Source organism: Streptomyces sp. NPDC055078 (assembly GCF_053607985.1).
Window position 1 is genome coordinate 1 of record NZ_JBSGUP010000550.1, and the last position, 5,592, is coordinate 5,592.

At 71.5% G+C, this 5,592-nt stretch carries 5 protein-coding genes and 1 pseudogene; 1 reads left to right on the forward strand and 5 read right to left on the reverse strand.

Features of this window, described 5'->3' with window-relative positions:
• The 5 genes and pseudogenes from ACWF94_RS31690 to ACWF94_RS31710 all read right to left on the reverse strand — a co-directional run.
• On the reverse strand, positions 1-639 hold a 639-nt coding region (locus ACWF94_RS31690), incomplete at its 3' end, for a NuoI/complex I 23 kDa subunit family protein (protein WP_453496277.1).
• Positions 639-1,607: a complex I subunit 1/NuoH family protein gene (locus ACWF94_RS31695; RefSeq protein ID WP_453496280.1), complete on the reverse strand. Its 969-nt coding sequence runs from the start codon at positions 1,605-1,607 to the stop codon at positions 639-641. The genes ACWF94_RS31695 and ACWF94_RS31690, both read right to left, overlap by 1 nt.
• Entirely contained in the window at positions 1,604-2,857 is a 1,254-nt protein-coding gene (locus ACWF94_RS31700) for an NADH-quinone oxidoreductase subunit C (protein ID WP_453496283.1), read from the reverse strand. The genes ACWF94_RS31695 and ACWF94_RS31700 overlap by 4 nt, the downstream gene beginning before the upstream one ends.
• A gap of 125 nt (positions 2,858-2,982) precedes the next feature.
• Positions 2,983-3,669, reverse strand: a pseudogene (locus ACWF94_RS31705) (NADH-quinone oxidoreductase subunit B); the annotation flags it as partial.
• Entirely contained in the window at positions 3,660-4,058 is a 399-nt protein-coding gene (locus tag ACWF94_RS31710; RefSeq protein WP_453496286.1) for an NADH-quinone oxidoreductase subunit A, read from the reverse strand. The pseudogene ACWF94_RS31705 and the gene ACWF94_RS31710, both read right to left, overlap by 10 nt.
• 250 nt (positions 4,059-4,308) lie before the next feature.
• On the opposite strand from ACWF94_RS31710, the gene ACWF94_RS31715 reads away from it, so the two are divergent.
• On the forward strand, positions 4,309-5,508 hold the full coding sequence (locus tag ACWF94_RS31715; protein WP_453496289.1) for a sensor histidine kinase: 1,200 nt from the start codon (positions 4,309-4,311) through the stop codon (positions 5,506-5,508).
• Positions 5,509-5,592 lie beyond the last annotated feature (84 nt).

The window sequence follows — 5,592 nt, forward strand, 5'->3', positions numbered from 1 at the left end:
TGGTGAACCTACGGCATCCGGGCCGGGAGCCTGCGGGCCCGCCGGGGCCTGCGGAGTGGGGGCGGCCGGGCCGGGGGCGCTGTTCTGGGCCGGAGGGTCGGAGGGCGGAGGAGCCTGCGCGGCGGCGAGCTTGTCGGCGGACTTGCGCGCGGCGGCGAGTTCCTTCGGTTCCTCGGCGGCCGGGTCGAGCGCGGGCGGCGCGGGCACCGTCCACATCCACTCGCGGAGCTTGTCGCGCTCATGGGTGAGTTCGTGGATGTCCGTCTCCGCGTACTCGAACTCCGGGGACCAGAACAACGCGTCGAAAGGACAGACCTCGATACAGATACCGCAGTACATACAGAGTGCGAAGTCGATGGCGAACCGGTCGAGGACGTTGCGGCTGCGCTCGCGGCCCCCCGGGGTGACCGCCGGGACGGTCTCCTTGTGGGAGTCGATATAGATGCACCAGTCGGGGCATTCACGGGCGCAGAGCATGCAGACCGTGCAGTTCTCCTCGAACAGGCCGATCACACCACGTGTCCGGGGCGGCAGGTCGGGCTGGGCATCGGGGTACTGCCGGGTGACCGTCTTCTTCGTCATCGTCCGCAGGGTGACGGCGAGACCCTTGGCGAGGCCGGAGCCGGGGATGGGCGGCATTACTGGATCACCACCTTCACGACGCCGGTGAGGGCGATCTGGCCGAGAGCGAGCGGGACGAGGGCCGTCCACGCGAGTTTCTGCAACTGGTCCTCACGCATCCGGGGATAGCTCACCCGCAGCCAGATGACGACGAAGGCGAGCACAGCCGTTTTGAGCAGGGTCCAGACCCAGCCGAGTCCGTCGGCGCCCATCGGGCCGTGCCAGCCCCCGAGGAAGAGGACGGTGGTCAGACCGCACAGGACGACGATGCCCGCGTACTCGGCGAGCAGGAAGAGCGCGAAACGCAGCCCGGTGTACTCGGTGTAGGCGCCGAAGATGATCTCGGAGTCCGCGACCGGCATATCGAAGGGAGGGCGCTGGAGTTCGGCGAGGCCCGCGACGAAGAAGACCAGGGCGCCCACGATCTGCCAGGGCAGCCACCACCACTCGAAGGCGTTCAGGATGCCGGGCAGGGAGACCGTACCCGCCGCCATGGCGACGGAGGCGGCGGCCAGCAGCATCGGCAGCTCGTACGCCAGCAGTTGCGCGGCCGTGCGCAGGCCGCCGAGAAGGGAGAACTTGTTGGCCGACGCCCAGCCGGCCATCAGCGAGCCGAGCACACCGACGCCCATCACGGCGAGCACGAAGAAGATGCCCGCGTCGACGACCTGGCCGACCGCGCCCTCGCTGGGGCCGATCGGGATCGCGACCAGTACGAGGAGGTACGGGAGGAGCGCCACGGCGGGGGCGAGCTGGAAGACACGGCGGTCCGCGCCCGCCGGGACGATGTCCTCCTTCTGCGCGAACTTCACCCCGTCCGCGACGAGCTGCGCCCAGCCGTGGAAGCCGCCCGCGTACATGGGGCCCAGCCGGCCCTGCATATGGGCCATGACCTTGTGCTCGGTCTGGCCGATGACCAGCGGGAGGACGAGAAAGACGGCCAAGACGGCGAGCAGCCGGAGGGCGACGTCGAGAGCGTCGTTCACGCGGGGTCGCCTCCGGCGTTGTCGGTCGGCTCATCGGCTTCGGGTCCGTCGGCGGACCCGGGCGAGGGCCGGGGGGTCGCTTGGGTGTCTGACACGTCCGACACGTCCGACGCATCTGACACGTCGGCCGGTGCGGGCGCGTCGGGAGCGGTGGTCGTGTCCGGTGCGGTGGAGGTGGTCGGTGCGCTCGTGTCCGGTGCGGGAGCCGTGTCCGGTGCCGTTCGGGGTGGGGCCGGGTCCGGGTCCGGGTGCGGCCCGGGTGGTGGGGTGCCGCTCCGGTCGGTGGTCTCGCCGGACTCCTCGAACGCCGGGCGGGCGTGATGCCAGGGGGCGTCCGGGCTACGGGGTGCCGGAGAAGGTGGAGTTGCCTCCGGGTCGGCTGGGACGGCCTGGGCTTCCTGCTTCGCCGGGGGCGGCGGGGGCGGCGGCGTCGGCGGGGCATCCGGCCCCTGCGGGGATTCCGGAGACCGGGCCGGGGCGGCTGCCGCGCCCGGGGTGGCCTGGCTCGCCGATCCCTCCGCAGCGGTACGGGTACGGCGGGCGGGGCGGTCCGCCGCCGCGCCCGGGGTGGCCTGGCTCGCCGAGCCCTCGCCGGCCGTACGGGTTCGGCGGGCCGGGCGGTCCGCCGCGCCGGGGGTTCGGGGAGTACGGGCGGGGCGGGCCGGGGCAGGAGGGAGCTGGCCCTTGAGGGGGCCCCATTCGTTCGGGTCCGGGACGCCGGGCGGGAGCATCTGGCGGCGCTTGGGGCCACCGTGCTCGGACTCCCCCGGTTCCTTCGCACCGGGCCACGCCTTCACGACCCGCGCCGCAAGCACGAAGTCCTTGCGCAGCGGATGACCCTCGAAGCCCTCCGGGAGGAGCAGCGGCACCAGGTGGGGATGGCCGGTGAAGGTGACGCCGAACATCTCGTGGGTCTCGCGCTCGTGCCAGCCCGCGCCCGCGTACACCGTGATCGCGGAGGGGAGTACGGGAGCCTCGTGCGGAACCGTCGTACGCAACAGGAGGCGGCGGACCGTGCCGCCCTCCAGCGAGACGACATGGGCACAGACCCTGAAGCCCGTGCCCGGCTCGTCCACCGCGCTCAGCCAGTCGAAGTAGGTGCAGGTCAGCTCGGTGCGCGCGGTCTCCAGGGCCTCGATCCAGGAGGTGGCCGGGACATCGACGGTCAGCAGGCCGTAAGCCCGTTCGGCGGTGGCATCGGCACCGAAGATCTCGGTGACGGCGTCCGGGAGACGGTCGTACGCGGTCACTTCTCACCCCCGGGAGCCTCGCCGGACCCCGCCCCGGAGCCTGTGCCTGTGCCTGCGCCCGACCCCGCCCCGGAGCCCGTGCCTGCGCCCGCGCCCGACCCCGCCCCGGAGCCCGTGCCTGCGCCGGAGCCCGTGCCTGCGTCGGAGCCCGTCCCCGAACCGCCCCCCGGCCCGGAAGCCTCGCCGGAGCCACCTGGCGCGGCAGCACCACCCGCCCCCGAAACCCCGCCCGCCGGTGGCAGCACCAGGCCGCTGCGCAGTTCGTTCACGGAGGGGTGTCCGCCCCCGGCTCCGCCGGACGGACCGTAGCGCTCGGCGAGCGATTCGCGGGCGATCTTCTCCTGGAGTTTGAGGATTCCCTGGAGCAGCGCCTCGGGCCGCGGCGGGCAGCCGGGGACGTAGACATCGACGGGGATGATCTGGTCGACGCCCTTGGTCACGGAGTAGGAGTCCCAGTACGGGCCGCCGCAGTTGGAGCAGGCGCCGAAGGAGATGACGTACTTGGGCTCGGGCATCTGCTCGTACAGCCGCTTGACCGCGGGGGCCATCTTGTCCGTCACCGTGCCGGAGACGATCATCAGGTCCGCCTGGCGCGGGCCGGGGGCGAAGGGAATGACGCCGAGCCGGATGAAGTCGTGCCGGGCCATCGACGCGGCGATGAACTCGATGGCGCAGCAGGCGAGCCCGAAGTTGAAGACCCAGAGGCTGTAGCGGCGGCCCCAGTTGAGGACCACTTTCATCGGCTCGGGGGCGAGGCGCGACAGCACGCCCAGCCGTCGGGGCTCGGGCAGCGGCTCCGGGGTCACGTCCATGTCAGGACGCCCTTCTTCCATGCGTAGAGCAGTCCCACGGCCAGGAAGCCGAGGAAGATGAACATCTCCACAAGTGTCGTCGCGCCGTATCCCGGTGCGGCGAAGACCGTCGCCCACGGGAAGAGGAAGATCGAGTCGACGGCGAAGATCACATACAGGAACGCATAGACGTAGTAGCGGACCTGGGTGTGCGCCCAGCCCTCGCCGACCGGGTCGACTCCGCACTCGTACGTCAGCAGCTTCTCCGGTGTGGGCACGACGGGCCGCAGCAGCCGTCCCGCCCCGAAGGCCACCGCGACGAACAGCACTCCGATCAGCGCGAGCAGTCCGACGACCGAGTAGCTTGCGTAGTAGCTGGCCGCGAGTACGGCCACGGTCGGTTCCGGCACGTCCGCCCCTCGCTCCCTGACGTCGTCGATCCGCACAGTCCCGCCGACGGGCCGCGCGACATGTGCGATACGTGCGACGCGCGCGACCAGTGCGATCTGTGCGATGAGTTGTGTTCTGTACCCACGGGAGTCTAGGCCCTGCTAAAGGGACCGTAAGCAGTCCCGTCGCCCTTCAGGTGGGGTTATCCCTACTTCATCCCACCCAGGTACCCCATGGCGTACAGCGCCACGGAGGGGCAGGCTGACCTGTATGACCGCGAGCGACACCGCCATCCACACCACCCCCGGAACGCCCGGCGACGACCGGCCGCCGCCGGTGAGGTTCGCCTTCGACCGCCACACCTGGAAGGAGATCTCGTTTCTCCTCGGCAATCTGCCGGTGGCGATCATCGGTTTTGTTTACGTGACATTCACAATTCTCACCGGTGCGGCGCTGACTGTCACGGTGGTCGGCCTGCCGTTCCTCGCGCTCGCCCTGGCCGGGGCCCGGCTGATCGGCAAGGCGGAGCGGGGCCGCGCCCGCGGGCTGCTGGGGATACGGGTCCCCGAGCCGAGCCCGCTGCGCGGAGCGATCCGGCGCGAGGGGTTCCTCCCCTGGCTGTGGGCGAGCCTTAAGGACCCGGTCGCCTGGCGGACGGTGCTGTACTGCTTCATCCGGCTGCCCTGGGGGGTACTGACCTTCGCCACCGTGATGATCGGTCTGGTCGTGCTCTGGCCGGTGCTCCCCTTCATCACGCGCGGGCTGGCGAACGCCGACCGCGCCATGGTGCGCGGGCTGCTCTCGCCCTCGGACGAACTGGAACGGCGCATCGCGGAACTGGAGTCGGACCGGGGGGTCGTCGTGGACACGGCCGCCGCCGATCTGCGCCGTATCGAACGCGATCTGCACGACGGCGCACAGGCCCGGCTCGTCGCCCTCGCCATGGGACTCGGCCTCGCCAAGGAAAAGCTGCTGGAGGACCCGGAGGCGGCGGCCGAAATGGTCGGGGAGGCACACGGCGAGGTCAAGCTCGCGCTCCAGGAGCTGCGGGATCTCGCCCGCGGCATCCACCCCGCCGTCCTCACCGACCGCGGCCTCGACGCCGCTCTGTCCTCCATCGCCTCCCGCTGTACGGCTCCGGTGCGGGTTTCCGTGGATCTGGCGGAGCGGCCCGCCGAGGCGATCGAGGGCATCGCGTACTTCACCGTCTCCGAGCTGCTCCAGAACATCAGCAAGCACGCGCGGGCGAGGAACGCCGAGGTGGAGGTGTGGCGGAGCGACGACCGGCTGCTGATCCAGGTCTCCGACGACGGCAGGGGCGGTGCCCGGCTGGACGCCGGTACGGGGATGGCGGGGCTCGCGGAGCGGCTGGGGGCGGTGGACGGACTGTTCGTCCTGGACTCACCGGCGGGCGAGGGGACGCGGATCACGGTCGAGGTGCCGTGGCGCGAACGCACCCCCAAGCCGTGAACGGGCGCAAGCCGCGAAACGGGCGTCGGCCGCCCCCGCCCCTCCCTCTGTGGGCGGCACCGCCCCCAGGTCCCCCCTGTGGGC